The organism is Microbacterium xylanilyticum, from assembly GCF_054654695.1.
Genome location: NZ_BAAIEN010000002.1, coordinates 2,722,561 through 2,746,206, shown reverse-complemented (window position 1 = coordinate 2,746,206; position 23,646 = coordinate 2,722,561). Strand labels below are relative to the sequence as shown.

26 protein-coding genes are annotated in these 23,646 nt (G+C 71.2%); 15 read left to right on the top strand and 11 right to left on the bottom strand.

The genetic code is table 11. The features are described 5' to 3' along the window. Positions 1 to 58 precede the first annotated feature (58 nt). Positions 59 to 1,255 (top strand): AI-2E family transporter, encoded by a 1,197-nt coding sequence (locus ACYQ1L_RS13825; protein WP_460004656.1) that lies wholly within the window; start codon positions 59 to 61, stop codon positions 1,253 to 1,255. Beyond that, positions 1,252 to 2,517 carry a threonine ammonia-lyase gene (gene ilvA / locus ACYQ1L_RS13820; RefSeq protein WP_460004655.1) on the top strand — a complete coding sequence of 422 codons (1,266 nt, stop codon included), beginning with the start codon at positions 1,252 to 1,254 and terminating at the stop codon, positions 2,515 to 2,517. Before ACYQ1L_RS13825 ends, ilvA begins: the two co-directional genes overlap by 4 nt. A 61-nt stretch (positions 2,518 to 2,578) precedes the next feature. On the opposite strand, the gene greA is transcribed toward ilvA, so the two are convergent. Continuing rightward, positions 2,579 to 3,067: a transcription elongation factor GreA gene (gene greA, locus ACYQ1L_RS13815; protein WP_159575413.1), complete on the bottom strand. Its 489-nt coding sequence runs from the start codon at positions 3,065 to 3,067 to the stop codon at positions 2,579 to 2,581. 88 nt (positions 3,068 to 3,155) lie between these two features. Beyond that, entirely contained in the window at positions 3,156 to 3,542 is a 387-nt protein-coding gene (locus tag ACYQ1L_RS13810; RefSeq protein WP_460004654.1) for a DUF4307 domain-containing protein, read from the bottom strand. A gap of 156 nt (positions 3,543 to 3,698) precedes the next feature. Between ACYQ1L_RS13810 and ACYQ1L_RS13805 the strand changes: the two genes are divergently transcribed. Next, on the top strand, positions 3,699 to 3,962 hold the full coding sequence (locus ACYQ1L_RS13805) for a hypothetical protein (RefSeq protein WP_460004653.1): 264 nt from the start codon (positions 3,699 to 3,701) through the stop codon (positions 3,960 to 3,962). A 1-nt stretch (position 3,963) separates the two neighbouring features. Here ACYQ1L_RS13805 and trhA read toward each other — a convergent pair whose 3' ends face one another. Next, entirely contained in the window at positions 3,964 to 4,701 is a 738-nt protein-coding gene (trhA, locus tag ACYQ1L_RS13800; protein ID WP_460004652.1) for a PAQR family membrane homeostasis protein TrhA, read from the bottom strand. Positions 4,702 to 4,805: 104 nt separating this feature from the next. Between trhA and ACYQ1L_RS13795 the strand changes: the two genes are divergently transcribed. From ACYQ1L_RS13795 to phoH2, 3 genes are all read left to right on the top strand, one after another. Further along, the gene (locus ACYQ1L_RS13795; RefSeq protein ID WP_460004651.1) at positions 4,806 to 5,591 is read left to right on the top strand and encodes an isoprenyl transferase; all 786 of its coding nucleotides are present in this window, start codon (positions 4,806 to 4,808) and stop codon (positions 5,589 to 5,591) included. Between the two features lie 146 nt (positions 5,592 to 5,737). Beyond that, a complete protein-coding gene (locus ACYQ1L_RS13790; RefSeq protein ID WP_460004650.1) occupies positions 5,738 to 6,853 on the top strand; it encodes a PLP-dependent aminotransferase family protein in 1,116 nt (371 codons plus the stop codon). Positions 6,854 to 7,115: 262 nt separating this feature from the next. Next, positions 7,116 to 8,402, top strand: a complete 1,287-nt coding sequence (gene phoH2, locus ACYQ1L_RS13785; RefSeq protein ID WP_460005828.1) for an RNA 5'-3' helicase PhoH2 — start codon at positions 7,116 to 7,118, stop codon at positions 8,400 to 8,402. Positions 8,403 to 8,525: 123 nt separating this feature from the next. Here the strand turns inward: phoH2 and ACYQ1L_RS13780 are convergent, their stop codons facing one another. From ACYQ1L_RS13780 to xseA, 6 genes are all read right to left on the bottom strand, one after another. After that, complete coding sequence (locus tag ACYQ1L_RS13780; RefSeq protein WP_460004649.1) at positions 8,526 to 9,356, bottom strand: DUF559 domain-containing protein; 831 nt, start codon at positions 9,354 to 9,356, stop codon at positions 8,526 to 8,528. A gap of 269 nt (positions 9,357 to 9,625) precedes the next feature. Beyond that, the gene (locus tag ACYQ1L_RS13775) at positions 9,626 to 11,020 is read right to left on the bottom strand and encodes a class II fumarate hydratase (RefSeq protein WP_460004648.1); all 1,395 of its coding nucleotides are present in this window, start codon (positions 11,018 to 11,020) and stop codon (positions 9,626 to 9,628) included. 41 nt (positions 11,021 to 11,061) lie between these two features. Next, positions 11,062 to 11,712 carry a carbonic anhydrase gene (locus ACYQ1L_RS13770; RefSeq protein ID WP_460004647.1) on the bottom strand — a complete coding sequence of 217 codons (651 nt, stop codon included), beginning with the start codon at positions 11,710 to 11,712 and terminating at the stop codon, positions 11,062 to 11,064. Next, positions 11,709 to 12,362 carry a DUF4245 family protein gene (locus ACYQ1L_RS13765; protein WP_460004646.1) on the bottom strand — a complete coding sequence of 218 codons (654 nt, stop codon included), beginning with the start codon at positions 12,360 to 12,362 and terminating at the stop codon, positions 11,709 to 11,711. The genes ACYQ1L_RS13770 and ACYQ1L_RS13765 overlap by 4 nt, the downstream gene beginning before the upstream one ends. Next, positions 12,359 to 12,622: an exodeoxyribonuclease VII small subunit gene (locus tag ACYQ1L_RS13760; protein ID WP_460005827.1), complete on the bottom strand. Its 264-nt coding sequence runs from the start codon at positions 12,620 to 12,622 to the stop codon at positions 12,359 to 12,361. Before ACYQ1L_RS13760 ends, ACYQ1L_RS13765 begins: the two co-directional genes overlap by 4 nt. Positions 12,623 to 12,637: 15 nt before the next feature. Next, on the bottom strand, positions 12,638 to 13,969 hold the full coding sequence (gene xseA / locus ACYQ1L_RS13755) for an exodeoxyribonuclease VII large subunit (protein WP_460004645.1): 1,332 nt from the start codon (positions 13,967 to 13,969) through the stop codon (positions 12,638 to 12,640). A gap of 222 nt (positions 13,970 to 14,191) precedes the next feature. Between xseA and ACYQ1L_RS13750 the strand changes: the two genes are divergently transcribed. The 6 genes from ACYQ1L_RS13750 to ACYQ1L_RS13725 all read left to right on the top strand — a co-directional run bounded on the left by ACYQ1L_RS13750 (position 14,192) and on the right by ACYQ1L_RS13725 (position 19,136). Next, entirely contained in the window at positions 14,192 to 15,208 is a 1,017-nt protein-coding gene (locus tag ACYQ1L_RS13750) for a 4-hydroxy-3-methylbut-2-enyl diphosphate reductase (protein ID WP_159577411.1), read from the top strand. Between the two features lie 54 nt (positions 15,209 to 15,262). Continuing rightward, positions 15,263 to 16,030, top strand: a complete 768-nt coding sequence (locus ACYQ1L_RS13745) for an IclR family transcriptional regulator (protein WP_460004644.1) — start codon at positions 15,263 to 15,265, stop codon at positions 16,028 to 16,030. Positions 16,031 to 16,204: 174 nt separating this feature from the next. Then, entirely contained in the window at positions 16,205 to 17,212 is a 1,008-nt protein-coding gene (locus ACYQ1L_RS13740) for a thiamine pyrophosphate-dependent dehydrogenase E1 component subunit alpha (protein ID WP_460004643.1), read from the top strand. Beyond that, complete coding sequence (locus tag ACYQ1L_RS13735) at positions 17,209 to 18,264, top strand: alpha-ketoacid dehydrogenase subunit beta (RefSeq protein WP_460004642.1); 1,056 nt, start codon at positions 17,209 to 17,211, stop codon at positions 18,262 to 18,264. The genes ACYQ1L_RS13740 and ACYQ1L_RS13735 overlap by 4 nt, the downstream gene beginning before the upstream one ends. Beyond that, on the top strand, positions 18,261 to 18,491 hold the full coding sequence (locus ACYQ1L_RS13730; protein WP_460004641.1) for a lipoyl domain-containing protein: 231 nt from the start codon (positions 18,261 to 18,263) through the stop codon (positions 18,489 to 18,491). The genes ACYQ1L_RS13735 and ACYQ1L_RS13730 overlap by 4 nt, the downstream gene beginning before the upstream one ends. Positions 18,492 to 18,581: 90 nt before the next feature. After that, on the top strand, positions 18,582 to 19,136 hold the full coding sequence (locus tag ACYQ1L_RS13725; RefSeq protein WP_460004640.1) for a DUF6264 family protein: 555 nt from the start codon (positions 18,582 to 18,584) through the stop codon (positions 19,134 to 19,136). Between the two features lie 56 nt (positions 19,137 to 19,192). Here ACYQ1L_RS13725 and ACYQ1L_RS13720 read toward each other — a convergent pair whose 3' ends face one another. Next, a complete protein-coding gene (locus tag ACYQ1L_RS13720) occupies positions 19,193 to 19,783 on the bottom strand; it encodes a DUF4822 domain-containing protein (protein WP_460004639.1) in 591 nt (196 codons plus the stop codon). Positions 19,784 to 20,036: 253 nt separating this feature from the next. Here ACYQ1L_RS13720 and ACYQ1L_RS13715 point away from each other — a divergent pair, with 253 nt between their 5' ends. Together ACYQ1L_RS13715 and ACYQ1L_RS13710 are read left to right on the top strand one after the other, a co-directional pair. Beyond that, positions 20,037 to 20,540: a sigma-70 family RNA polymerase sigma factor gene (locus ACYQ1L_RS13715; protein WP_460004638.1), complete on the top strand. Its 504-nt coding sequence runs from the start codon at positions 20,037 to 20,039 to the stop codon at positions 20,538 to 20,540. Further along, positions 20,537 to 21,211: a zf-HC2 domain-containing protein gene (locus ACYQ1L_RS13710; RefSeq protein WP_460004637.1), complete on the top strand. Its 675-nt coding sequence runs from the start codon at positions 20,537 to 20,539 to the stop codon at positions 21,209 to 21,211. The genes ACYQ1L_RS13715 and ACYQ1L_RS13710 overlap by 4 nt, the downstream gene beginning before the upstream one ends. Positions 21,212 to 21,342: 131 nt before the next feature. Here ACYQ1L_RS13710 and fbaA read toward each other — a convergent pair whose 3' ends face one another. Further along, the gene (gene fbaA / locus ACYQ1L_RS13705) at positions 21,343 to 22,371 is read right to left on the bottom strand and encodes a class II fructose-bisphosphate aldolase (protein WP_460004636.1); all 1,029 of its coding nucleotides are present in this window, start codon (positions 22,369 to 22,371) and stop codon (positions 21,343 to 21,345) included. Positions 22,372 to 22,555: 184 nt separating this feature from the next. On the opposite strand from fbaA, the gene glpX reads away from it, so the two are divergent. Next, complete coding sequence (glpX, locus tag ACYQ1L_RS13700; protein ID WP_460004635.1) at positions 22,556 to 23,548, top strand: class II fructose-bisphosphatase; 993 nt, start codon at positions 22,556 to 22,558, stop codon at positions 23,546 to 23,548. Positions 23,549 to 23,646 lie beyond the last annotated feature (98 nt).

Here is a 23,646-nt window from a genome sequence, read left to right as displayed (position 1 = left end):
ACCGGCGCAGGCCGACACCCGCGTCAGGGCGCCCGTGCGGCGCCCGTAGACTGGGCCGATGAGTGAGAACAGCACACCCCGGCTGCGCGATCTCGTCCGGCAGCGCACCGTAACGGGGCGCGTCGATGTGCGCGACGACGTGCAGCGCGCCCTGCCATCCGGTCTGAAGATCGCCGCCGCGTACTCCTGGCGCTTCCTCGCGATCGCGGCCGCCCTCGGCGTCGTCATCTGGCTCGTGATGCTCTTCAAGATCCTGGTCATCCCGCTGATGATCGCCATCCTTCTCACGGCCCTGCTCTGGCCCGTGTTCAGCGCGATGCTGCGGGCGCGCTGGCCGCGCTGGCTCGCGATCGTCGTGGCGCTGATCGGCACCGTCGCGATCGTGGGTGGCCTGCTGTGGCTCGCGGTCTGGCAGATCACGCAGCAGTGGCACGGCGTGCAGGCGCGCACCGTCGCCGCCTGGGACCAGCTGCAGCAGTTCCTCATCGACGGACCGCTGCACCTCACCCGAACGCAGATCACGGATCTGCTCGACCAGGGCGCGAAGTTCCTCAGCGAACAGGGCGAGCTGCTCAAGTCGGGGGCGATCGCCGTCGGCTCGACGTTCGGGCACGTCGCGACCGGCGCCGTGCTGACGCTGTTCATCCTGCTCTGCCTGCTCGCCGACGGCGGCGGCATCTGGGCGTGGACGGCGAAGCTCTTCCCTCGGGACTCGCGCCGCGCGATCGACGCCGCCGCGCGCAACGGCTGGGCGACCGTGATCAACTACGCCCGTACGCAGATGCTGGTGGCGTTCATCGACGCGCTCGGCATCGGCCTGGGCGCCTTCCTGCTCGGCGTGCCGCTGGCCGTCCCCGTCGCCGTGCTGGTGTTCCTCGGATCCTTCATCCCGATCGTCGGCGCCGTGGTCACCGGCACCCTCGCGGTGTTCCTCGCGCTCGTCTACAACGGCCCGTGGATCGCCCTGTGGATGCTCGTCGTGGTGCTCGCCGTGCAGCAGATCGAGGGACACATCCTGCAGCCGATCCTGATGGGGTCGGCGGTCAAGGTGCACCCGCTCGCCGTCGTGCTCGTGGTGGCCGGCGGTGCGCTGATCGCGGGCATCCCCGGTGCGCTGTTCGCGGTGCCGCTCGCGGCGTTCGTGAACGTGGCGGCCGTGACCATCAACTCCGGTGCCTGGCGCACCGGCGCCGATCCCGACGGCGACTACATCTGGCGGACCGTGCCGCGGGCGCGGAGAAGGAGTGCGCGATGACGCAAGCGATGACGAATGAGACCACCCCCGCTTTCGCCGGGATCCCGACGCTCGCCGAGATCGAGCAGGCCGCCGCCGGACTGGACGGCGTCATCGTGCGCACCCCGACGCTGCCGTCGGTGGCGTTGACCAGGGTGCTCGGCTCCCCGGTGACGCTCAAGATGGAGAACCTGCAGCGCACCGGTTCGTTCAAGATCCGCGGCGCCGTGCACCGCCTCTCCCGGCTCACGGCGGAGGAGCGCGCCCGCGGCGTGGTCGGCGCGTCCGCCGGCAACCACGCCCAGGGCGTCGCGCTGGCCGCGCAGGCGCTGGGCATCCCCGCGACGATCTTCATGCCCATGGGCGTGCCCGTGCCGAAGCTCCTCGCGACGCGCGGCTACGGCGCCGAGGTCGTGCTCGAGGGGGAGACGGTCGCCACGTCGCTGCGCCTGGCCGCCGAGTTCGCCGAGCGCACCGGCGCGGTGCTGATCCCGCCGTTCGACCATCGCGACATCGTCACCGGTCAGGCCACGCTCGGCCTCGAGCTCATGGAGGACGTCCCCGACGTCGAGACGATCCTCGTCGGCATCGGCGGAGGCGGCCTCATCGCCGGCGTCGCCGCGGCCGTCAAGGCCCGCGCCGCGGAGCAGGGTCGCACGGTGCGCATCATCGGCGTGCAGGCGGAGAACGCCGCCGCCATGGGTCCGTCGCTGGCCGCAGGGCATCCGGTCGAGATCGTCACGCAGCCCACGATCGCCGACGGCATCCTCGTCGCCCGGCCGGGTGACGTGCCGTTCGCGATGATCCAGGAGCTCGTCGACGAGGTGGTGACCGTGAGCGACGACGACATCGCGCGGGCGCTGCTGCTGCTGCTGGAGCAGTCGAAGGTGGTCGTGGAACCGGCGGGTGCGGTCGGGGTCGCGGCGATCCTCGCGGGCAAGGTGAGCGGGACCGGCAGGACGCTCGCCGTGCTCTCCGGCGGCAACATCGACCCCCTGCTGCTGCAGCGCGTGGTCTCGCACGGTCTGGCCGCCTCGGGCCGCTACCTGACGCTGCGCATCCCGCTGCCCGACCGCCCCGGCCAGCTGGCCCGGGTGTCCGAGCTCATCGCGCACGCCGGCGCGAACGTGATCGAGGCGATGCACACCCGCCATGGTCACGGCCTGCAGATCAACGACGTCATCCTCGAGCTCAGCGTGGAGACCCGCGGCCCGGAGCACTCCCAGCTCACGCTGGACACGCTGCGGGCGGCCGGCTTCGAGCCGGTGGTCGTGCAGGACTGACCGCAGACGACGAACCCGCCGGCCCTCGATGGCGCGGCGGGTTCGTCATGCGGGATGCGGCTCAGCCGACGAAGGTCTCCACCTTCAGGATCTCGACCTCGATGGAGCGGCCGTTCGGCGCCTCGTACGAGGTCTTGTCGCCGACCTTGAGACCCTGGATGGCGGATCCGAGGGGGCTCGCCTCGCTGTAGACGTCGAGGTCGGTGCCGCCGGCGATCTCGCGGCTGCCGAGGAGGAAGACCTCCTCGCCGCCGGCGACGGTGGCGGTGACGACCGTGCCGGGCTCGACGATGCCGCGGCTCGGCGGGGCTTCGCTGACCTTCGCCGTCTTCAGCAGCGTCTCCAGGGTGCGGATGCGCGCCTCGATCTTGCCCTGCTCGTCCTTGGCGGCGTGGTAGCCGCCGTTCTCCTTGAGGTCGCCCTCCTCGCGTGCGACCTCGATGCGCTTGGCGATCTCCTCGCGGCCGACCGTGGAGAGGTTCTCCAGCTCCGCGACAAGACGGTCGTACGCCTCCTGCGTGAGGAAGGGGACCTGTGCGTCGTTCGACACGGTGAACTCCTTGCGAATCGGATCCGGGAGATCCCGGATATGCCAAGACGCCCCGGCACCTGCCGGGGCGTCGATCAACAGGATGAGCCTAGGACACCCAGCAGGAGTTCACCAAACCCGTCGTCGCGGGCGCGACGATCGGGACGTGCTCGGTGAAGGCGCGCATGTGCGTGTCGGAGGCGGGGTAGGAGACCAGACGCCACCCCACGATCCCGAACTCCTCGTCCTGGGCCTCCACGATGCAGTGCACCGGCCGGTTGACCGGCGCGGAGATCTGGAAGGACACGGTGACGCTGTGGTCGTCGACGAGGTGGTAGCCGGTTCCCGTGACGTCGACGGTGTCGGCCGAGCCCTGCCAGGTCCACCACCCGAACACGCCGACGACGACCGCGGCCACGGCGATCACGATGATCATCGGGAGACGACGGCGCCGTCCGCGGCCGTAGCGCTCGTCGAGCTGGGCGGGGGTCGTCACGGCGGGGTGCATCCGATCGTTAGGCTGGTGGTTCCAGGTTATCCCGCGCGCGGCCCTGCGCCCGACCGGCCGGACGACCCCGGAAGCCCACGGCGACGGCGGGCTCGACCCTGAAGGGCCCGCCGGCCCGGAGGGCTGAAGACGAAAGGCGATCCGATGCTCGAGACGATCCTGGCTGCTGCGACGGCGACCCCCACTCCCACCCCGACTGTCGACCCGAATCTGGTCACGCCGGGTCCCGTGGGCTTCGTGATCGTGGCGGTGGTCGTCGTCTTCGCCGCACTGCTCATCTGGGACATGCAGCGCCGCATCCGGCGGGTGCGGTACCGCGAGGAGGTGCGCGCCGAGCTCGACGCCGAGGAGGCCGCAGCGCGCGGCGAGACCGCGCCGGACGCCGGCGAGGACGGCCCGAAGGCCTGACTCAGCCCGGGAAGCCCAGCGACGGGTGCAGGGGCGCCAGCGAGATGAGCAGGCACGCGGTCCAGTGGCAGAGGAACGCCAGCACCGTGCACACGTGGAAGATCTCGTGGAAACCGAACTTCCCCGGCCACGGGTTGGGCTTCTTCAGCGCATAGACGATCGCACCGCCGGTGTAGAGCAGTCCGCCCACGCAGACCAGCACCATCATCGCGACGTTGGCGTTCACCAGATCCACGATGTACATGACCGCCGCCCAGCCGAGCAGCAGGTAGAGCGCGACGTACAGCCAGCGCGGGGCGTGGATCCAGAACACCCGGAACAGGATCCCCAGGATCGCCCCCGACCACACCAGCGTCAGCAGCAGCATCCCCTTCGCCGGCGGCAGCGCCAGCGTCGCGAGCGGGGTGTACGTGCCCGCGATCAGCAGCAGGATGTTGGCGTGGTCGATGCGCTTGAGCACCGCCTTGGTCTTCGGCTTCCAGTTGAAGCGGTGGTACAGGGCCGAGTTGCCGAACAGCAGCATCGAGGTCACCATGAACACCGCCGCCGCCCACTTCGCGACCCCGCCCTGGGCGAGCACGATGAGCACGATCCCAGCCGCGATCGCGACGGGGAAGGTGCCGGCGTGGATCCAGCCCCGCCAGGTCGGCTTGATGTCGATCTGCGCGTCGACGGCGGCGGCCTCCAGGAGAGGCAGCTGGGGCACTTCCGGTGCAGCGGTTCGGGTCGCTCTGCGCATGCTTGCACTCTAGGCCGCGGCGCATGCCGTACGCCGTACATACCCCGTGTGCGACATGGGAACGCGCTGATCGTGGGACGTCGTGCGCGCGGTAGCGTATTCACGTGAGCGCACGGTCCGATCAGTCCGGGAACGGCCCCCTCTATCGGCTGTACACCCGACGGCTGCGACGGAGGCTGGATCCGCAGTCGGTGCCGCATCACATCGCGATGATGATCGACGGCAACCGCCGGTGGGCGCGGCAGCTCGGGTACGCGACGCCGGCGCACGGGCACCGGGCGGGCGCGGCGAAGATGCGCGAGTTCCTGGGCTGGTGCGACGAGCTCGGGGTCGGCGTGGTGTCGCTGTACCTGCTCTCGGCCGACAACCTGCGCAAGCGCGACTCCGCCGAGCTCGCCGACCTCATCGAGATCATCGGCGAGCTCGCCGACGCGCTGTCCCGCGAGGGCAACTGGCGCGTGAAGCACGTGGGCCGCGCCGAGATCCTCCCGCCCGAGCTCGCGCGGGTGCTGGCCGAGGCCGAGGAGCGCACCCGCAGCCACACCGGCCTGCACGTGAACCTCGCCGTCGGCTACGGCGGACGCAATGAGATCGTCGACGCGGTGCGGTCGATCCTCGCCCAGCACGATGCCTCCGGCGGCACGATGGAGGACCTCGCCGCCCATCTCACCCCGGAGATGATCGGCGAGCACCTCTACACGGGCGGGCAGCCGGATCCCGATCTCGTCATCCGCACCAGCGGCGAGCAGCGCCTCAGCGACTTCCTGCTCTGGCAGAGCGCGCACAGCGAGTTCTACTTCGTGGAGGCGCTGGGGCCGGATCTGCGTCAGGTCGACTTCCTGCGCGCGATACGCGACTACGCCGACCGCGACCGCCGCTTCGGGCGCTGACGGCCCCCTGCGGGCGCCTCGCGGCGTTGTCGTCGGCGGCGCACCATCGTGCGCCTTCCCTCCTCCGCCGTGCGAGCCGCTCCGCAGGGCCACTCACCGGCTGGTGGCCTTCAGGGGCGGCGTCGGCCCCGTGTCAGACTGGCGGGATGCGTGCGATCGACGAGTACACGGCCGCCTTCGGCGAGGACCCCGGGTATCTGAACTGGGCGGCGTTCGGGCCGATGTCCCCGGCGGCGACGACCGCCCTGCGCGACACGGCGGCGTTGCTCGCGACCGGACGGGCGGACGACATCGCCGCGGCGTCCGGGAACGACGCTGCGGCGCGGCGCGACGTGGCGGCCCTGCTCGACGCGGACGCGGATGAGGTCACCCTGCACCCGTCGTCCACGCATGCGCTGCAGCAGGCGCTCGCCGGGCTGGACGGCACGGTCATCGCCTCCGCCGCGGAGTTCCCCAGCGTCACGATCACCCTCGACCGCGCCGCGTCCGCCTCGGCGGGGCGGCTCGCGCCGCGGTGGATCTCACCGGCGGGCACCCGGGTGACGCCGGACGCCGTCGCCGCGGCACTGGATCCGGCGGTCAGCGCGCTCGTCGTCAGCCAGGTGGACTTCCGCTCCGGCTACCGTGCCGACCTGGGGGCCCTGCGTGAGACGCTCGGCCCCGAGCGGCTGCTGATCGTCGACGCCGTGCAGTCGTTCGGCGTGGTGGACGAGGACTGGGCGGTCGCCGACGTCGTCGTGGGGCACGGCTACAAGTGGCTGCGCGCGGGCCGGGGCACCGGCTTCGCGCGTTTCACCGCGCGTGCCCGCGAGGCGATCCGCCCCGTGCTGAGCGGGCGGATCGCGACGGCCGCCGCAGGTCTGCCCGCCGACGCGCTGCCCGAGCCGGCGGCGTCGGCGCAGGCGTACGCCGTCAGCGCGGCGGATCCGCTCGCCTCCGCACGGCTCGCCGCGGCGGCCGCGGAGCTCCGCGCGGTGGGCGTCGCGGACGTCGCCGCGGTGCTGGCCGCGCGCGTCGACGCGGTGCTGGACATCGCCGACCGGCATCGGATCCCGGTGACCTCGCCGCGGGAGACCGTGCGGCGCGCCGGGATCGTGGTGCTGGCGCCGCGGGATCCGGAGCGGCTCGCTGCAGCGCTCGCGGCCGCAGGCGTCGCCGTCACCGTGCGCGACGGGGCCGTGCGCGTCTCACCGCACGCGGGCACGTCGGCGGACACCCTCGACCTTCTCGACGACGCGCTCGCCGACGTCGCGAACAGTTAACACGGACTTAACCGAACAGAGGGCGTGTCCCTCCTGCGCGATGTCGGCGGGGGGTCTTACGTTCATGGCATCGGACACGGCGTCCGATCGAGTCGGCCTCAAGGATCGCGACTCGTGGCCCTGGTCGACTCGCCTAGCACCGGGAGAATTCCCGGGTCGGGAGAGGGTTGTGGCCGCACGCACCGCACTGAAGAGCAGCACCCGCACCAGCGCCGCCAGTGAAACGGCAGGACCTCGAGGAGGTGCAACGCCCGACCAGGATCTGAAGACGTACGTGCTCGACACGTCCGTGCTGCTGTCGGATCCGCAGGCGTTCTTCCGCTTCGCCGAGCACTCCATCGTCCTGCCGGTCGTCGTGATCGGCGAACTGGAGGGCAAACGTCACGATCCCGAACTCGGATACTTCGCCCGGCGCGCGCTGCGCCACCTCGACGAGTTGCGCATCGAGCACGGCCGGCTCGACTTCCCGGTCCCGATCGGCGACGGCGGCACGCTGAGGGTCGAGCTGAACAACACCGACCTCTCGGTGCTGCCCAGCGGCATCCGTCTCGGCGACAACGACAGCCGGATCCTCGCGGTCGCCATGCACCTCGCGGGCGACGGTCAGGACGTCACCGTCGTCTCCAAGGACCTCCCGATGCGGGTCAAGGCGGCCTCGCTGGGCATCAACGCCGAGGAGTACCTCGCCGAGCAGGCCGTGGACTCCGGCTGGACCGGGATCAGCTCGATCTCGCTCTCCGGCGACGAGATGAGCGACCTGTACGAGAGCGAGGTCGGCACGAGCGAGGAGGCGATCGGCCTCCCCGTGAACACCGGTCTCATCATCCACTCGGAGCGGGGCTCGGCCCTCGGCCGCGTGACCGGCGACGGGGAGTACTCGCTGGTCCGCGGCGACCGCGAGGTGTTCGGCCTGCACGGACGCTCGGCCGAGCAGCGCATCGCGATCGACCTGCTCCTGGATCCCGACGTCGGCATCGTCTCGCTCGGCGGCCGCGCGGGCACCGGCAAGTCGGCGCTCGCCCTGTGCGCGGGCCTGGAGGCGGTGCTGGAGCGCCAGCAGCAGAAGAAGATCATCGTGTTCCGCCCGCTGTTCGCCGTCGGCGGCCAGGAGCTCGGGTACCTGCCGGGCGACAAGGACGAGAAGATGAGCCCGTGGGGGCAGGCGGTGTTCGACACGCTCGGATCCGTGGTCTCCGGCAACGTCATGGACGAGGTCGTCGAGCGCGGAATGCTCGAGGTGCTGCCGCTCACCCACATCCGCGGTCGCTCGCTGCACGACGCGTTCGTGATCGTGGACGAGGCGCAGTCGCTGGAGCGCAACGTGCTGCTGACGGTGCTGAGCCGGATGGGCCAGAACTCCAGGGTCGTCCTCACGCACGACGTCGGCCAGCGGGACAACCTGCGCGTCGGCCGCCACGACGGCATCGCGAGCGTCATCGAGACCCTGAAGGGCCACAACCTCTTCGGGCACGTGACGCTGCAGCGCTCCGAGCGTTCCGCGATCGCCGCCCTCGTCACCGAGCTGCTGGAGGGCGGAGAGCTCAGCTGACGCCTGGGCGCCGGCCCGCGCGACGCGACGGGCGCGACGCCTGCACGATCCCGCGACGGATGCACGACGGATCCGCGACGCGGGCCGTGCAGGCGTCGCATCGTCGTGCAGGTGTCGCGGCGTCTAGGCATTGATGCGCGCGAGGGCGGCCAGGATCGCCGCCTGCACGGACGGCCAATCGTGCACGACTTGGGCGTAGTCGAAGCGCAGGGTCTCGTATCCGCGCGCCGACGCGGCTGCATCTCGTCGCAGATCCTTGTGGCGTTGCACGGATCCGTCGTGGTTCTCCTTGCCGTCGACCTCGATGATGAGCCAGCCGCCGGCGACGAAGTCGACGTTGCCGACGCCAGGGACGCTCACCTGGCAATCCAAGCGGATCCCCAGCAGGTGCAATCGCAGCCGCAGAAGCGACTCGAGTCCGCTGTCCGCGTCATGGCGCGCGAGGTCGACCAGCCAGCGTGCGGTGCGGGGCAGTGCTTCTCGGATCCGATGTCGCCCGGCGGAGCTCAGCAGGCCCTTCCGCCAGGCGGACTCGAAGGAGGCGAAGAACGCCTCGTCCCCGTCACACCGGTGGAGGTGGACCAGCGCGCTCTCCACATCGACGACGCCGAAGCGAGTGTCTCCGTCGAAGAAGTGGCTGACGCATCGACATCCTGCGTGCCGATGCACCCGACCGTTCCGGCCCACCCACACGTGCGGAGGGAGATCCTTGTGAAGCACCCAGACGCCGCGCGTGACCAATGCGGTACCGCAGGTCAGCGAGCCGCCGTGCATGGCGGCTTCCAGAACATCGAGACGCGCGCCGGGGGCGGCGAATACTCCGGCGCGTACACGTCGTATCCGCCCCGCCGCGACGGCTCGTGCGAGCGCACTCCGGGTGAAACCGAACGGGCGGAGATGGTCGCCGCGGGCGACGCCGCCGAGTCGAGCGAGAGTGATGGCCGGATCCAACATGCCAACCACTCTGGAGACCCCGCGCACCAGAGCGAGGGGTTCACTCGAAATCGGTGTCGTGGACGCCGCGCGCCCTCATTGTGCAGGACGAGCGACCGCGGCGCTCGCACGATCGTGCTGCGGATGGGCGATGGATCCGGCCGATTGGTCGTGCAGGCGTCGCGAGGTCGTGCAGGCGTCGCACGCCCGGCACGGCACAGACGTGAACGCGCCGCGAAACGACGGATGCCGCGCCCCGGAGGGGACGCGGCATCCGTGCGAGTGGGGGATCAGCCGGCGTGCGTCATCGACAGCAGGTCGAGCTTGGCGTCGAGGTCCTCGAGGGTGATCTCGCCGCGCTCCACGTAGCCGAGGTCGATCACGGCGTCGCGGACCGTGATGCCCTTGGCGACGGAGTGCTTGGCGATCTTGGCGGCGGCCTCGTAGCCGATGACCTTGTTCAGCGGCGTCACGATCGACGGGCTCATGCCGGCGAACGCGGCGGCGCGCTCGAGGTTGGCCTGGAGGCCGTCGACGGTCTTGTCGGCGAGCACGCGGACGGCGTTGGAGAGCAGCCGGATCGACTCGAGCAGCGCAGTGCCCATGACCGGGATCGCCACGTTCAGCTCGAACGAGCCGGAGGCGCCGGCCCAGGCGACGGTCGCGTCGTTGCCGATCACACGGGCGCACACCATGAGCACGGCCTCGGGGACGACCGGGTTGACCTTGCCCGGCATGATCGAGGAGCCCGGCTGCAGGTCGGGGATGTGCAGCTCCCCGAGACCGGTGTTCGGGCCCGAGCCCATCCAGCGCAGGTCGTTGTTGATCTTGGTCAGCGAGACTGCGATGGTGCGCAGCGCGCCGGACGCCTCGACGAGGCCGTCGCGGTTCGCCTGGGCCTCGAAGTGGTCCTTGGCCTCGGTGATCGGCAGCTCGGTCTCCGCCGCGAGCAGCGCGATGACCTTCTGCGGGAAGCCGAGCGGCGTGTTGATGCCGGTGCCGACAGCGGTGCCGCCGAGCGGAACCTCGGCGACGCGGGGGAGGGCGGCCTGCACGCGCTCGATGCCGAGGCGGATCTGGCGGGCGTAGCCGCCGAACTCCTGGCCGAGGGTGACCGGGGTGGCGTCCATGAGGTGGGTGCGGCCGGACTTCACGGCGTCCTTCCACAGCTCGGCCTTCGCCTCGAGGGCGACGGCGAGGTGGTCGAGCGCGGGGATCAGCGTGTCGATGAGCGCCTGGGTCACGGCGATGTGCACCGAGGTCGGGAACACGTCGTTCGACGACTGCGAGGCGTTCACGTGGTCGTTCGGGTGCACCGTCGCCCCGAGGATCCGCGTCGCGAGGGTCGCGAGCACCTCGTTCATGTTCATGTTCGACGACGTGCCGGATCCGGTCTGGTACGTGTCCACCGGGAACTCGCCGTCGTGCTTGCCCGCTGCGACCTCGTCGGCGGCCTGGGCGATCGCGTCGGCGATGGCGCCGTCGAGCGTGCCGAGCTCCTTGTTGGCGAGGGCGGCGGCCTTCTTGATCCGGGCCAGCGCGGCGATCTGCGCGGACTCCAGGCCCTTGCCGGAGATCGGGAAGTTCTCCACCGCGCGCTGGGTCTGCGCCCCGTAGAGCGCGTTCACGGGCACGCGCACCTCGCCCATGGTGTCGTGCTCGACGCGGTATTCGATGTCGGTCACTGCTGTTCCTCCAGATGTGACGGGATGATGTGGGGGGATGTTCAGGGGGCGTCGCTCAGACCCGCGGTGACGACGGGCACGGCCGTGCCCTCGTTCAGGCGGTAGTTGGCGCCGACGATGCCGAGACGGCCGTCCGCCACAGCCTGGGCGATCAGCTCCGAGGACTGCAGCAGGTCGCGCACGGTGTTGCGCAGGTGCTCCTGGCCGACGAGCTCGGGATCGATGTCGGCCACGGTGGATCCGCCCTGCTCGGCCAGCACCTTGCGCGCCGCCGGGACGATCGGGGCGACGAGCTTCCAGATGTGCGGGGGGAGCGGGGCCGCGTCGATCGCGGTGCCGTCGATGGCCGCGCGCACCGCGCCGCAGCTGTCGTGCGCGAGGACGACGATGAGCGGCACGCCGAGCACGGCGACGGCGTATTCCAGGCTGGCCACGATCGACTCGCCGATGACCTGCCCGGCGTTGCGCACCACGAACAGGTCGCCGAGGCCCTTGTCGAAGATGATCTCGGCGGCCAGGCGCGAGTCGGAGCAGCCGAACAGGGTGGCCATCGGCGCCTGCCCGTCGACCAGCTCGTGGCGCTTCCCGACGTCCTGGTTCGGGTGCTCGGGCGTTCCGGCGACGAAGCGCCGGTTCCCTTCGACCATGAGCCGCCAGGCCTCGTCAGGGGTCAGGGTGGTGGTGTCGGTCATCGTCCGCCTTTCAGGTCATCGATCTGGGGGCTTATCTTCGCGACCAGCTCGGCGGTGCCGGCCTTGCCGAGGGCGCCGTAGACGAGGACGTAGTCCTTGCCGATCTGGGTGCCGAGGGCGTAGTCGATGTTCGCCGACTGGTCGGGGTGGGGGAAGACGTACTCGTCCCACGTGCGCGCGCCGATCTTCACGACGCCCTCCGGCGCCGTGCCGCGCAGGGGCGTGAGGGCCCAGCCAGCGTCGGCGTCGAACGCCTGCGCGATGTGGGCGTAGCCGCGGGCGTCGTCGGCCTGTGGCGCCACCGTGATGTCCCACACGACGGGCTTGCCGTCGATGAGCACGGCCTTGTTGACGCGCCAGTTGTTCGGCGGCTTCGGCAGGAGGACGGGGCGGTTCAGAGTGTTCTCCGCGTTCTTCGCCGCCGCAGGGAGGTCGACCGCGTTGGCGCCCGTGAAGTCGCCCCGGGGCACGATGAGCACGATGAGCAGGACCACGCCGACGGTCGCGATGAGAGCGGCGATGAGCCCGCGGAAGGTCTGGCTGGACCGGTAGGCGGCGGAGGAGGCCGCCTTGCGGTCCGCGGTCTCCTGGGGAGTCTCCGGACGTCCCAGCTCGGCGACCACGGGCGGCTGTTTCGGTGTGCGGCTCATCGCTCGCCCTCTTCGCCCTCGACGCGCGAGCGGGCGGAGTCGAGACGGCGCTTGGCGCCGAGGAGCCACTCCTCGCAGCGCGCGGCGAGGGCTTCCCCGCGCTCCCACAGGGTGAGCGACTGCTCCAGCGTCGGCGCGCCCTGCTCGAGCTCGGCGACGACGCGCACCAGTTCGTCCCTGGCCTGCTCGAAGCTCAGCGACGCGGGATCGGCGACGGTCGGCGCAGAGGTCCCTGCGGAGGCGGACGGCTCGTTCGACACAGTCACGCCACCATCCTACCGGCGCTCATCCGGCGCCCCGCCCGGTGCGACCGGGCCCGCACCGGTCGCGCCGGGGTCGGGCGACTCCGCGATCTCGCCCTCGGACAGCGCGCGCAGCGACCCGCGGTCGACCGTCACCGTCAGCACGGTGCCGGCCGGGGCGTCGGCGGCATCGCGCACGATCCGACCGTCGTCGCGGTGCGCGATGGCGTAGCCGCGGGCGAGGGTCGCAGCGGGGGAGAGCGCGCGCAGCGAGGCGCGCAGCTCCGCGGTGCGGCGGGCGGCGGCGTCGACCGTGCGACCGAGCGCATCGCGGGAGCGGGCCGCGAGCAGCCACACCTCCTGGGCGCGGCGTTCGATGAGCGGATCCGGGTCGCGCAGCACCGGCCGCGAGCGCAGCTGCTCGAGCTGTGCGATGTCGTGCGCGATCCGCTGCGACACCCGGGTGGTGGCCCTCGCCCGCAGCTGCGCGACGAGCGCGCGCTGCTCGCCCACGTCCGGCACCACGCGCTTGGCGGCGTCGGTGGGGGTGGAGGCGCGCAGATCGGCGACGTCGTCCAGCAGCGGGTGGTCGTTCTCGTGCCCGATCGCGCTCACCACCGGGGTGGCCGCGGCGGCGACGGCCCGCACGAGGCGCTCGTCGCTGAAGCCCAGCAGGGTCTGCGGATCCCCGCCGCCGCGGGCGATGATGATCACGTCGACGTCGGGATCCGCGTCCAGCCGCTTGAGCGCGGCGAGCGTCTCGGGCACGCACCGGTCGCCCTGCACGGCGGCGTGCACGGTGCGGAAGCGCACCTGCGGCCAGCGCAGCTCGGCGTTGCGGTGCACGTCCTTCTCGGCGTCGGAGTTCTCCCCGGTGATGAGCCCGATCACGTGCGGAAGGAACGGCAGCGGCTTCTTGCGGGAGGCGTCGAACAGGCCCTCCTGGCGCAGCTGCACGCGCAGCCGCTCGAGCCGTTCGAGCTGATCGCCGAGTCCGACGTGCTTCATGGCCGAGACCGTGAAGCTGAAGTCGCCCGCCTTGACGAAGTAGTCGGCCTTGACCGCGGCGACGACGTGGTCGCCGACGGCCAGGTCGGCCGGGATCCGCGCGCGCACGCTCGACCAGATCCGGATCGAGATCTGCGCGTCGGAGCGGCTGTCCTTGAGCCGGGCGAAGACGTTGCCGGCGCGCAGATTCCAGCTGGTGATCTCGCCCTCGACCCACACCGTGCCCCACTGGGCGACGAAGTCGCGGATGGTGGCGTTCAGCCGGGCGATCGAGGTCGGCGCATCCGCGGTGGAGTCGCGCGGGGAGACGGCATCGGCGGGCGGGGTCTCGCCGGCGACTGCGTGGAAGACGGTCATCGCATCCTGTCGGTCGGGCCGCGCGCAACCGCGCAGCCGCCCCCTGGGCGGGGAGGGGAGAGGGCGGGTTCAGGATAACTCGGGCCCCCGACGCGGTGCGGCCCGGGCGGACGGAGCAGGGCCATCCCGGCCTCCTGCCAGGAGGGCGCCGATAGAATCGAGGACGTGAGCTCACCCGTCGCGCTGCCCGTGCCGCAGATCCCCCGTCGCCGTCCCGAGGGCGTGCGCGAGCCCCTGCAGGACCGTCCGGTCGACGGCGCCAAGCGCGTGCTGCTCGCGGCTCCGCGCGGATACTGCGCCGGGGTCGACCGTGCCGTGGTCGCCGTGGAGAAGGCGCTGCAGCGCTACGGCGCCCCCGTGTACGTGCGCAAGCAGATCGTGCACAACATCCACGTGGTGACCGAGCTCGAGGCGCAGGGCGCGATCTTCGTCGACGAGGTGGACGAGATCCCCGAGGGCTCGCACGTGGTGTTCAGTGCGCACGGCGTCTCCCCGATGGTGGTCTCCGCGGCGGAGGACCGCCATCTGCACGCGATCGACGCCACCTGCCCGCTGGTGACGAAGGTGCACCGCGAGGCCGTGCGCTTCGCCCGCGACGACTACGAGATCCTGCTCATCGGCCACGACGGGCATGAGGAGGTCGAGGGCACCGCCGGCGAGGCGCCGGACCACGTCACCGTGGTGAACTCCCCGGCCGAGGCCGACACGGTCGAGGTGCGCGACCCGAGCAAGGTCGTCTGGCTGTCGCAGACCACGCTGTCCGTCGACGAGACCATGGAGACCGTGAACCGGCTGCGCACGCGGTTCCCCGAGCTGCAGGATCCGCCCTCCGACGACATCTGCTACGCCACGCAGAACCGTCAGGTCGCGATCAAGAAGGTCGCGGCCGAGGCGGATCTGGTGATCGTGGTCGGATCCGCGAACTCGTCCAACAGCGTGCGCCTGGTCGAGGTCGCGCGCGAGTACGGCGCCAAGGCCGCCTACCGCGTGGACTACGCCGACGAGGTGCGCCAGGAGTGGCTCGACGGCGTGGCCACGGTGGGCGTGACCAGCGGCGCCTCCGTGCCGGAGGTGCTGGTGCAGGAGGTGCTGGCCGCGCTCGCCGAGGCCGGCTACGGCGATGTCGAGGAGGTGCGCACGGCCGAGGAGGACCTGATGTTCTCGCTGCCGAAGGAGCTGCGCCAGGACGTCTCCGGGCAGCGCGACGAGCGCGCTCTGGGCGGGCGCACCTCGCGCTGAGCAGGGCCGCCGCCGCGGTATCCTGACCGGGAACGGGTGGACGAAGGCGGCACCATGCAACGCGAGCAGACGCTGATCGGCTCGGTCCAGCGCGCCCTGTCGCTGGTCGACGTCGTCGCGAACTCGGCGCGCCCGGTGCCCGCCAAGAGCCTCGCCGCCGCCTCCGGGCTGACCCTCGGCACGACGTACAACCTCGTGCGCACGCTGGTGCACGAGGGCTACCTGCAGACGGAGCCCGACGGACTCGTGCTGGGTCCGCGGTTCCCCGGCTTCAGCGCGGAGCGCGACGGGCGCGGCGTGTTCCTCGCCCGCGTCAGGGCCGCCCTGAACGAGGCGACCGATCAGCTCGGCGTCACCGCGTACCTCTCCCGGTACAGCGACGGCGAGGTGCACCTCATCGACATCGTGGACGCGCGGCGCAGCCCCCGCGTGGAGCTGTGGGTGGGCCTGCAGGACAGTGCGCACGCCACCGCCCTGGGCAAGCAGATCCTCACCGAGCTGCCGCGCGAGCAGCGCCTCGACTACCTGGCCCGCCATCCGCTGGGCGAGCTCACGCCGCACACCATCAGCGACCGGCGCGCCCTGCTCACGCAGCTCGAGCATCCGCGGGACTGGACGCTGGAGCGCGAGGAGTACGCCATCGGGCACACCTGCGTGGCCGTGCCTGTCAGCGCGCCGGGGGTGACGGCCTCGCTCGCGGTCTCCGTGCCGACGGACCGCCGCGACGTGCAGATCGACGACCTCGCCCGCCGGCTCGGCGTGATCGCGGGCCGCCTCTCGCTGCAGCTCGGCGCGGACCGCTTCGGCCAGTTCCAGGTCTGATCGGCGACGACGACAGTCCCGACCGCCGCCGTTCACGACCCCGGGCGATTTCACCATCTGAAACGCCTTCAGCATGTGAAAACGCGGCACTGCCGCGCCCGCGGCGCGCTGCCTACCGTGTGATCCAAGACCCCTGGGGCCTCGACGACGAGGTCCCGACCCGAGGAGGAGATCATGGTCGATCGATCCACGCTCACGGATCCGGAACGCGTCGCGCTGTATCGCACGATGGTCCTGATCCGCACCTACGAGGAGGCGATCCTGCGCGAGTACCACGCGGACAAGTCGCCCGGCTTCGACATCGGCGCGGGCCTGGTGCCCGGCGAGATGCACCTGTCGGCGGGGCAGGAGCCCGTGGCCGCCGGCATCGGCGCGCACCTCAGCGCCGACGACGCGCTCACCGCCACGCACCGCCCGCACCACGTCGCGATCGCGCACGGCATCGACCTGCGCGCGATGACGGCGGAGATCTTCGGACGCGAGACCGGCCTCGGCCGCGGCCGCGGCGGGCACATGCACCTCTTCGACCCCGCCACGCACTTCTCCTGCTCCGGCATCATCGCCGAGGGCCTGCCGCCCGCACTCGGCCAGGCGTTCGCGTTCCAGCGCGCCGGATCCGATCGCGTCGCCGTGGCGGTCACCGGTGAGGGCGCGGCGAACCAGGGGGCCTTCCACGAGTCGCTCAACCTCGCCGCCCTGTGGAAGCTCCCCGTCGTCTTCGTCGTCGAGGACAACGACTGGGGCATCTCCGTGCCGCGTGCCGCGTCGACGTCGGTCGCCTCCAACGCCGACCGCGCCGCCGCGTACGGCATGCCCGGCGTGCGCGTCGAGGACAACTCCGTCGAGGGCGTGTGGCAGGCGGTCGGCGAGGCCGTCGGCCGGGCGCGCGCCGGCGACGGGCCGAGCCTCATCGAGGTGCACACGCTGCGGCTGTGGGGCCACTTCGAAGGGGACGCGCAGGGGTACCGCAGCGACCTCGAGGGCGTGCCGGGACGGGATCCCATCCCGACGTACCGCGACGCGCTGCTCGCCGACGGCGCGCTCACCGAGGCCGACGCGGCGGCGATCGCGGCGGCCGCGGTCGACCGCGTCGAGGACGCGATCGCCTACGCCAAGGCCTCTCCCATCCCCGACCCCGCCGACGCCCTCGCCTACGTCTTCGCCGAAGGAGCACGCTCATGAGCACCACCATCGATCTGCCCGCGACCCTGCCCGTCGAGCCGGAGCCGGGGCGGCGCAAGCTGTCCACGGCGAAGGCGGTCTCCGAGGCCATCGCCCAGCAGATGCGCACCGACGACGGCGTCTTCGTGATGGGGGAGGACGTCGGCGCCTACGGCGGCATCTTCTCCGCGACGACGGGACTGCTCGACGAGTTCGGCCCCACCCGCGTGCTGGACACGCCGATCTCCGAGACGGCGTTCATCGGGCTCGGCATCGGTGCGGCAGTCGAGGGCATGCGGCCGGTCGTCGAGCTCATGTTCGTCGACTTCTTCGGCGTCTGCATGGACCAGATCTACAACCACATGGCGAAGATCCACTTCGAGTCCGGTGGCAACGTGAAGGTGCCCATGGTGCTGATGAGCGCGACGGGCGGCGGCTACTCCGACGGATCCCAGCACTCGCAGAACCTGTGGGGCACGTTCGCGCATCTTCCCGGCATGAAGGTCGTCGTCCCGTCCAACCCGTACGACGCGAAGGGGCTCATGACCGCCGCGATCCGCTCGGACGACCCGGTCGTGTACCTGTTCCACAAGGGCGTCATGGGGCTCGGCTGGATGAAGAAGAACCCGCGCTCGATCGGCGCCGTGCCCGAGGAGGCGTACGAGGTTCCGATCGGCAAGGCGCGGGTGGCGCGGGAGGGCAGCGACGTGACGATCGTCACACTGTCGCTCTCGGTGCACCACAGCCTCGACGTGGCGGAGAAGCTCGCCGCGGAGGGCATCGGCGTCGAGGTCATCGACCTGCGCAGCCTCGTGCCGCTGGATCGCGATGCGATCCTCGCCTCGGTGTCCAAGACGGGCCGGCTGATCGTCGTCGACGAGGACTACCAGTCCTTCGGGGTCAGCGGCGAGGTCATCGCCTCGGTCGTGGAGCGCGATCCGGCCGCACTGAAGCACGTCTCCCGCGTTGCGGTGCCCGACGTGCCGATCCCGTACGCGAGCGCGCTCGAGTGCGCGGTGCTGCCCACGCCCGCCCGCATCGAGGCGGCCGTCCGCGAGGCGATGGCGTCATGACCGAGGTGACCTTCCCGGAGATGTCCGCCGAGGCCGGTGCGACGGGGGTGATCGTCACCTGGTTCGCATCCGAGGGGGAGCAGGTCCAGGCCGACGACCTCATCGCCGAGGTTGCGATGGACAAGGTCGACATGGAGATCCACGCCGAGTCATCGGGGATCCTGCGCATCGTGGTCCCCGAGGAGACCGAGGTCGCGCAGGGCAGCGTGATCGCCCGGATCGAATGACGGACTCGGATCCCGCCCCGTGAACCCCGGCGGGGCCTCGCGAGCCGTGCTCCCACGACGCTCCGAGGCCCCGCCGGTACCATGGGGCGCGTGTCCGATCCTCGTCCGCACCCCGCCGATTCCTCCCCGCCCCGCCCGCAGTTCGGCGAGTACGCGACCCCGGAGGAGCAGAGCCGGCGCGCCGGGCGCCCCCTCCCGTCGCCGGTTGTGCCCGCTCCGGTGCCGAGCGCGGAGCCCGCGGTCACCGCGGCGCCCGCGGAGAGCCGGCCGGCGCACCCGGTCGACCGGATCGCGTCGATCGCGCTGCTGGCCTACGGCCTGTGGAACGTGATCACCTCGATCTTCCAGTTCCTGAACCCGTCTGCGATCATGGCGACGATGCTGCAGGCGCTGGGGATCTCCGGGACCTTCTCGAACTACGAGCAGGCGAGGGTCTGGGGCATCGTCGCGGGGGCGATCCTGATCGCGGGCTGGCTCGTGACGGCCGCGTGGACCGTGCAGCGGCTGCGCCGGGGCAGGCTCACCTGGTGGGTGCCGGTGCTCGGCGGCGTCGTGTTCGTCATGCTCTCGTCGTTCTGCATGATGGTGCCGTTCTTCTCGGATCCCGCCGTGGTGTCGTTCCTGAACGGGCAGCTCAAGAAGTAGTCCGTCGACGCGAAGAGGCCGGCTCCTGGAGGAGCCGGGCTCTTTCGATCCGTGGATCAGCGGGCGTTGCCGTTGTTGAAGTGGTAGTCGCCGTTGCCGGTCGCGCTGCTGCCGTTCGCGCCGGGGCCGCGGCCGTCGGTGCCGGGCTCGACGTGGTTGGTCTTCGTGTGCACGATGTCGTAGTAGACGCTCGTGTCGGCCGCGTTCGGGAACACGCGGTACGTGAAGACGTTCTTGTTCAGCTCCACGATCGGGACGACGCGCTGGAACAGCACGTTTCCGTTCGCGTCCTTGGCGGCGATCCAGCGGGTGGCGCCGTCGGCGGGCACGTCCCAGTCGCCGTGCATCTTCGGGCTGTCGTCGAGGTTGTACATCGTGAAGGTGCCGTCGGCCTTGAAGTACGCCCAGCCGACGAAGTTCTTCACGGCCGGGTCGTCGAGGGCGACGCGGTCGCCGTGCGCGTCGAGGGCGCTCGTGGTCTTCCAGGGGGTGGACGCCAGGGTCTGGAACGGGGTCAGCGCCTCCGCGGCGAAGGGTGCGGTCACGGCGGCCGGGGCCGCGGCGGCGGCGGTCGTGGGGACGACGGCCACGGCGGCCAGGGCGATGGTCGACGCGGCGATCAGCTTGCGGGAGAAAGTGATGTTCATGTCCTCCACGCTACGAACCGGCCCTCACCCGCCACATCAGCCGATCGGCTACTTCGGGGATGCCCGAGCGGATGATCCGGTGCCGGCATGCGGGGCGATCATCGTGATCGCCGCGGATCGGAGGGCGGGAGCGCCGTCATACTGGGGGAACGACGCGGGAGCGCCGGTTCGTCGCATCCGCGGGAGCGGCGGATCCGCGCAGCGTGATGAACCTTCGGGCCGCGGATCTCGTTTTCCCCGATGAGGAGGTTCGATGGACGACGACGACGAGCGGCTGGCCGCGCTCTACGACGTGCACGCCGGTCCCATCCGCCGGTACGTCATTCGGCTCACCGGCAGCAGCTCGTCCGCGGACGACATCGTGCAGGAGACCCTCCTGCGAGCGTGGCGCACGCCGCGGATCCTGGAGCAGGAGGCGGCGACGACCCGCGCCTGGATGTTCACCGTCGCCCGGCACCTCGTCATCGATGAGGCGCGCAGCGCCCGCCGGCGCCACGAGCATCCGGTCGCCGAGGTGCCGGAGCGCATCGCCGGGGACGCCACGGACCGGCTGTTCGATGCGATCCTCATCGAGGATGCGCTCGCCGAGCTCAGCGCCCAGCACCGGGCCGTCATCGTCGCCGGCTACTACGGCGGGCGCAGCGTCGACGAGATCGCGCAGGAGCTGGGGATCCCCTCCGGCACGGTGAAGTCTCGGATGCACTATGGACTGCGGGCTCTGCGGCTCGCCCTGCAGGAGAGAGGGGTGATCCGGTGAGCGTCGATCCGGACCCGTTCGCGACCTGGGATGCCGCCTTCGCCATGGGCGCCCTGTCCGCGGCCGACCGCGCGCGCTTCGAGGCGCACCTCGCGGAGTGCGCCGACTGCCGCGCCGCCGTGGCCGAGCTCACCCCGACGGTCGGTCTGCTTTCGCGGCTCAGCGCCGAGGACGCGGGCCGGATCGGGTCCGCCGTACCCGATCCGGCCGCCCCGAAGCTGCTGTCGATCGCGCACGCACGGCGCCGGCGTCGCCGCCGCGCGCTGTGGGCCGGCGTCGGCATCGCGGCCGCCCTGGCGATCGCCGTGCCCGTCACCGTGGTCGCGATCGCACCGCGGCCCGCCGTGTCGGTGGTCCTGGAGGGCGCCGCGTCCGTGCCGGTCAGCGCCACGGTGTCGCTGACTCCCGTGGCCTGGGGCACGCAGATCGACATGGCGTGCCTGTACGGCGCGGACGCCCCCGATTCCGGATGGACGTACGTGCTCACTGTGGTGCAGCGGGACGGCACCACGTCGGACCTGTCCACGTGGAAGGTCCAGCCTGGCCTCACCGCGAAGCTCTCCGCAGGCACCGCGACGGCACTGGGCGACATCCGCGCGGTCGAGATCCGCACCGCAACGGGCGCCGTCGTCCTCAGTCACGACATCCGCGGCGGATCGTCCACGGGCTGAACCGGACCGCGCGCAGAGGATCGGACGGGTCCAGGACGGGCCCGGCAGCCGGATCCGCGGCTGCCCCCCAGACGGCGGGAGCGCCGCCGGGACGGATCCCGACGGCGCTCCTGGATGCGGCTGTGCTGCGATCAGCTCTTCGACTGACCGTACGAGCCGAGCTGGCGCGTCGACTCGATGACGCGCTGGGCCATGGCGGTCTCGGCGACCTTGCCCCACGCGCGGGGGTCGTAGAGCTTCTTGTTCCCGACCTCGCCGTCGACCTTGAGCACGCCGTCGTAGTTGCTGAACATGTAGCCGGCGATCGCGCGCGTGAACGCGTACTGCGTGTCGGTGTCGATGTTCATCTTCACGACGCCGTTCGCGACCGCGAGCGCGATCTCCTCGTCGGTGGATCCGGATCCGCCGTGGAAGACGAGGTCGAGCGGCTTCGGGCCGGTGCCGTACTTGGCGGCGACCTGCTCCTGGATCTCGCCGAGCAGCTCCGGGCGCAGCTTGACGTTGCCCGGCTTGTACACGCCGTGCACGTTGCCGAAGGTGAGTGCGGCGATGTAGCGGCCCTGGTCGCCGAGGCCCAGCGCCTGCACCGCCTGGTCCACGTCGGCGAAGGTCGTGTAGAGCGCCTCGTTCGAGCCCTCGTGCTTGACGCCGTCCTCCTCGCCGCCGACGACGCCGATCTCGACCTCGAGGATCGCGTTGATCGCCTTCATGCGGGGGAGGAGGTCCTTCGCGATCTCGATGTTCTCCGTCAGCGGCACGGCCGAGCCGTCCCACATGTGCGACTGGAAGATGGGGTTGCGGCCGGCCTTGACCTCCTCCTCGGAGGCGGCGATGAGCGGCTCGACGAAACCGGCCAGGGCGTCCTTCGGGCAGTGGTCGGTGTGCAGCGCGACCGTGACCGGGTAGGACTTGGCGATCTCGGTGGCGAACTTGGCGAAGGCGAGGGCGCCCGTCGCACGCGCCTTGACCGTCTGACCGGCGAAGTAGTCGGCGCCGCCCGTGGTGACCTGGATGATGCCGTCGGAGCCGGCCTCGGTGAGACCCTGCAGCACGGCGTGGATCGTCTGCGAGCTGGAGACGTTGAACGCGGGGTAGGCGAATCCGCCTGCCTTCGCGCGGTCGAGCATCTCGGCGTACTGCTCCGGGGTGGCAACGGGCATGGCTTCTCCTGTGCTGGATGACGGGGGTCGGTGCCACTCTAGCGCCGTAGGATCCGCGATTCAGAGCGGATGACTTCCCGCCCGCGACGGCGGATCTTCCGCTCGGTAAAGAAGCCGCGATCTTTCATGATCTGAGCCCAGAAATCTGCGGATCCGTAACCGCGCGGCCCCTACGCTGAGTGCCATGGTGAGCCTCACAGCCGATCTCAGCCCCCTCAGCCCTGACCGCAACCTCGCGCTCGAGCTAGTCCGTGCGACGGAGGCGGCGGCGATCCGCGCCGTCCCGTTCATCGGGCGCGGCGCGAAGGAGGCGGCCGACGGCGCCGCGGTCGATGCCATGCGCGCTTTCCTCGGCACGGTCGACTTCGACGGACGCGTGGTGATCGGCGAGGGGGAGAAGGACAACGCCCCGATGCTCTTCAACGGCGAGCACGTCGGCAGCGGTGTCGAGTGGGCGCAGCAGTACGACATCGCCGTCGACCCGATCGACGGCACCACGCTCACCGCCGACGGCCGGCAGAACGCGGTCTCCGTGATCGCAGTGTCCGACCGCGGCACCATGCTCGACGCGTCGAGCGTCTTCTACATGGACAAGCTCGTCACCGGCCCCGCCGGTGTCGGGGTCGTCGACATCCGGCTCCCCGTCGCGGAGAACATCAAGCGGCTGGCCGGGGCGCTCGGCAAGCCCGTCCAGGAGATCGTCGTCTCCGTGCTGAACCGCCCCCGCCACGAGAAGCTCATCCAGGAGATCCGCGAGGCCGGCGCCGGCACGCGCCTGATGAGCGACGGCGACGTGGCCGGCGGCATCAACGCCGCCCGTCACGGTGCGCGCACCGACATGTGCATCGGCATCGGCGGCAGCCCCGAGGGCATCGTCACCGCGTGCGCGATCAAGGCGCTCGGCGGGCACATCCAGGGACGCCTGTGGCCGCGGGACGACGACGAGCGCCAGCGCGGGATCGACGCCGGTCTCGACATGGACAAGGTCTACGAGGCCGACGACCTGGTGCGCGGCAACAACACCATCTTCGTCGCGACGGGCGTGACCGACGGGCAGCTCGTCGCCGGCGTCCGCCGCGAGGGCGACTACCTCTACACCGAGAGCGTGGTGCTGCGCAGCGCGTCCGGCACGCTGCGCCGCATCGCGTCGGAGCACCTCGTCTCGAAGTGGCTCTGACGCGAGCGTGACCCTGCGGCGGCCCGACGAGCTCGGCCGCCGGCGCCGGGGATAACGACCTGATCGCATTCCGTCTGATTCATCCACCACCTGGCACA